Consider the following 4,146-nt stretch of genomic DNA (forward strand, 5'->3'; position numbering starts at 1 on the left):
GCCGGACTTCGACCCGGCCGCCATGGCCAAAGCCATTGCACCGATCGTCGACGGTTCCACTGTGGTATCGATCCTGAACGGCAAGTCCGACGCCAAAGTGCCGGCTCTTGAAGGCGTCTCTTTCCAGCGCCTGTCGGAAAAGCTGATCGACGGCAGCATAGCGCCGGGGCTCGACCCCTATGGCAGCGACGACGCCATCGGCGCGCTGAACACGGCTTTCGTCGCCGACGGGTATTTTGTCGACATCGCCGATGGTGTGGAACTTGAAAAGCCGGTCGAGCTGCAGAACCTGCAGGCCGGCGGCCAGACCCATGTGCGCCTGGCCGTTCGTGTCGGCGCCGGCGCCAAGTCCGTCATCGTCGAACGTCAGACGGGTGACGGCGCTGCCCTGGGCAGCTCGGTCAGCCAGCTCGTGCTCGGCGAGGGCGCTGAGGTGACGTGGCTGATCGTCCAGGAGCAGCCGGAAACGGCGACGCATCTGGCGCAGTTCAAGGCCCATATCGGCAAGAATGCGAAACTGACGTTGTTCGTCATGAACGCCGGCGGCAGACTGGTGCGCCAGGAGATCATGGTCAGGACCACTGGCGAAGGCGCCGATTTCAAATTGCGCGGCATCAACCTCCTGGCCGGCGACACCCATACCGACGTGACCATGGTGCTCGACCACGCCGTGCCGCACACGACCTCGACGGAGGTCATCCGCAACGTGGTGACGGGCAAGGCGCGCGGCGTCTTCCAGGGTCGCATCAACGTCCATCAATATGCGCAGAAGACCAACGCCAAGATGGCCTGCAACACGCTGTTGCTGTCGGATGACGGCGAGTTCTCGACCAAGCCCGAGCTGGAAATCTTCGCCGACGACGTGATTTGCGGCCACGGCGCGACGGTCACCGAAATCGACCACGACCATCTGTTCTACCTGATGGCGCGTGGCGTCGACGAGAAAAGCGCGCGGGGCTTGCTCGTGAAGGCCTTTGTCGCCGAGGTGATCGAGGAACTGGACGACGAGGCGATCGTCGAAGCGCTGGAAGCGCGGCTCGACGACTGGTTCGTGGCACACGGGTGATCTGATGAACGCACCGGGCAAGATCGGAGATTTCTATGACGTCGAAGCGATCCGCCGCGATTTCCCGATCCTGTCGCGGGAGGTCTATGGCAAGCCGCTGGTCTATCTCGACAATGGCGCCTCGGCACAGAAGCCGCAGGTGGTGCTGGACACGATCCAGCATGCCTATTCCCAGGAATACGCCAACGTCCATCGCGGCCTGCATTTCCTGTCGAACGCCGCGACCGATGCCTACGAAAAGGCGCGAGAGACGGTGCGCCGCTTCCTCAATGCGCCGAGCACCGACAACATCATCTTCACCTCGAACACGACTTCGGCCATCAACACGGTCGCCTATGGCCATGGCATGCCCAACATCGGCGAGGGTGACGAGATCGTGCTGTCGATCATGGAGCACCACTCGAACATCGTGCCCTGGCATTTCATCCGCGAGCGGCAGGGCGCGAAACTCGTCTGGGTGCCGGTCGATGATCTCGGCGTCTTCCACATCGAGGAATTCGAGAAGCGGCTGACCGATCGCACCAAGCTGGTCGCCATCACGCAGATGTCGAATGCGCTGGGCACGGTGACGCCGATCAAGGAGATCGTGCGCATTGCGCATTCGCGTGGAATTCCCGTTCTCGTCGACGGCAGCCAGAGCGCCGTGCATATGCCGATCGACGTGCAGGATCTCGACTGCGATTTCTTCGTCTTCACCGGGCACAAGGTTTATGGCCCGTCGGGCATCGGCGTGCTCTACGGCAAGAAGGACATTCTGTCCGGCATGCGCCCCTTCATGGGCGGTGGCGAGATGATCGAGGAGGTGACGGAAGACATCGTCACCTACAACGAGCCGCCGCACCGTTTCGAAGCCGGCACGCCGCCGATCGTCCAGGCGATCGGGCTCGGTGCTGCGCTAGACTATATGGAAACGGTCGGCCGCGAGCGCATCGCCGCCCACGAGGAAGACCTCAAGAATTATGCGCATGAGCGGCTGCGCGCCATCAATTCGCTGCGCATCTTCGGCGACGCACCCGGCAAGGGCGCCATCATCTCGTTCGAGCTGCAAGGCATTCATGCGCACGACGTGTCGATGGTGATAGACAGGCAAGGCGTTGCAGTCCGCGCCGGCACCCATTGCGCCCAGCCGCTGTTGAAACGTTTTGGTGTAACCTCCACATGCAGGGCATCGTTCGGCATGTATAATACCAGGGCCGAAGTCGACGCTTTGGCCGAGGCGCTTGAAAAAGCGCGCAAATTCTTCGGATGACGAGTTTTTTGGGTGACGACCATGAATGATGCAAGCATCGCTGCCGAGACCACTCCGGAAACCGCGCCCAATGCGCTGGTTTCGGGATCGGCCATTCCGGCCGACGAACTGGCGCGGCTGACCGACGACATCGTCTCGGCGCTGAAGACGGTCTACGATCCGGAAATCCCGGCCGATATCTACGAGCTCGGCCTGATCTACAAGATCGACATCGAGGACAATCGCTCGGTGAAGATCGACATGACACTGACCGCTCCGGGCTGCCCTGTCGCCGGCGAAATGCCCGGCTGGGTGGAAAATGCCGTCGGCGCCGTCGAAGGCGTGTCCGGCGTCGAGGTCAACATGACTTTCGACCCGCCATGGTCGGCCGACCGCATGTCGGAAGAGGCGCAGGTCGCGGTGGGTTGGTACTAACCCGACAGAAGCTGGTGCACTTGCGCCAGGGATAAAACTTCACCATTTTAGGTGAGGAATCATTCGGCAGGCCTTGAACCTGCATGGAATGGAAGGAAAAAGAATGGGACGCTTTGCCGTCATCACGATGACCGAAAAGGCCGCCGACCGGGTGCGCGAGATCGTCGCTACCCGTGACAATGCGCATGGCATCCGCCTCGGCATCAAGAAGGGCGGCTGCGCAGGCATGGAATATACGGTCGATCTGGTGACCGAGCCCAACACCAAGGACGACCATATCGAGCGCGACGGCGCGCATGTCTATGTCGCGCCTGAGGCAGCCCTTTTCCTGTTCGGCACCGAGATGGATTTCGAGCAGACGACGCTGCGCACCGGCTTCACCTTCCACAATCCGAACCAGAGTTCGGCCTGCGGCTGCGGCGAATCCGTCGAACTGAAGCCGGCAGACCTGAAGGCACTGGCCGAAGCACGCGCCTCGGCCTGACCCTCCTTCGCCCGTTTACGGGGCGAAGAAGGCTAATCCACCCACATGCCCGTCCGCTTGTGCCAGTCGGCGATCGATTCCTCGGGATAGACGTCGAAGACCTTGTCATGCTTGCCAACCACCGGCTCCACCCAGTTCGCCTTGTATTTCAGCATGAGGTGCACCTTGCTTGGCGGAATGGGTAAATCGCTGTCGATCGCCGAAGCGAAGGGATGCACCAGCTCCGGCCAGGTCGGGTCGTAGAGCCAAAGGGCTGATCCACATTTTTTGCAGAAATTGCGCTCGCCGGTCGAGATTTCGCAATGCGGATGCTCGTCGTCCTCGATCTCCGCCCGAAAGATGCCGAGGCTGCGCTTGCCCCTGATGTTCAGTGTTTCGTTGTCGGCACCGAGATTGACGGCAAACCCGCCGCCGCCCTGCTGCTTGCGGCAGATCGAACAGTAGCACAGCATGAATGGCGCCGGCGTGTGGCTCTCCACCTCGAAACGGACGGCATTGCAGCGGCAGGACCCTTTGAGCAGAAGCGGCATGGCGATGGAAACTCCGATCGATCGTATTTCAACCTGTCAGCATGATTTTGGTTGCGGCGATGACAAGGCCAAATGCCGATGACATGATCGCGGCATGGATAATGAACGCATCGCCGAACTGTTCGAGGGCCTCGGCCCAGTCAGCATCCGAAAACTGTTCGGCGGCAAGGGCATCTATTTCGACGGCGTCATCGTCGCCATCGTGTTGCGCGGCGAATTGCTGCTGAAGGCCGACGAGCAAAGCGCGCCCGAGTTCGAGGCCGCCGGCTGCACGCAATGGACCTATACCGGCTCGCGCCACGGCAAGCTGGTCGCCATGCCCTACTGGAGCGTTCCCGACAGCGCTTTCGATGACCCCGACGAGATGACGGTGTGGGCACGGCGGGCCTATGAGGGGGGGCGG

Annotated in this window: 6 protein-coding genes; 5 read left to right on the plus strand and 1 reads right to left on the minus strand. The window is 61.5% G+C overall.

What is annotated here, in order from left to right; all coding sequences use genetic code 11:
* From sufD to sufA, 4 genes are all read left to right on the plus strand, one after another.
* Positions 1-1,066: Fe-S cluster assembly protein SufD (gene sufD, locus EN943_RS35480; RefSeq protein WP_127416438.1), on the plus strand; the 1,066-nt coding region annotated here is incomplete at its 5' end.
* 4 nt (positions 1,067-1,070) lie between these two features.
* A complete protein-coding gene (locus EN943_RS35485) occupies positions 1,071-2,315 on the plus strand; it encodes a cysteine desulfurase (protein ID WP_127416439.1) in 1,245 nt (414 codons plus the stop codon).
* A 21-nt stretch (positions 2,316-2,336) separates the two neighbouring features.
* Positions 2,337-2,729: an SUF system Fe-S cluster assembly protein gene (locus EN943_RS35490; protein ID WP_127416440.1), complete on the plus strand. Its 393-nt coding sequence runs from the start codon at positions 2,337-2,339 to the stop codon at positions 2,727-2,729.
* A gap of 103 nt (positions 2,730-2,832) precedes the next feature.
* Positions 2,833-3,213: a Fe-S cluster assembly scaffold SufA gene (gene sufA / locus EN943_RS35495; RefSeq protein ID WP_013532156.1), complete on the plus strand. Its 381-nt coding sequence runs from the start codon at positions 2,833-2,835 to the stop codon at positions 3,211-3,213.
* Between the two features lie 32 nt (positions 3,214-3,245).
* Here the strand turns inward: sufA and EN943_RS35500 are convergent, their stop codons facing one another.
* Positions 3,246-3,743, minus strand: coding sequence for a GFA family protein (locus EN943_RS35500; protein ID WP_127416441.1), 498 nt, complete (start codon positions 3,741-3,743; stop codon positions 3,246-3,248).
* A gap of 94 nt (positions 3,744-3,837) precedes the next feature.
* On the opposite strand from EN943_RS35500, the gene EN943_RS35505 reads away from it, so the two are divergent.
* Positions 3,838-4,146 (plus strand): TfoX/Sxy family protein (locus EN943_RS35505; RefSeq protein ID WP_164778562.1); only part of this gene is annotated, 309 nt, incomplete at its 3' end.

Origin of the sequence: Mesorhizobium sp. M7A.F.Ca.US.006.01.1.1 (assembly GCF_003997935.1) — a bacterium.
Classification (GTDB): Bacteria; Pseudomonadota; Alphaproteobacteria; order Rhizobiales; family Rhizobiaceae; genus Mesorhizobium.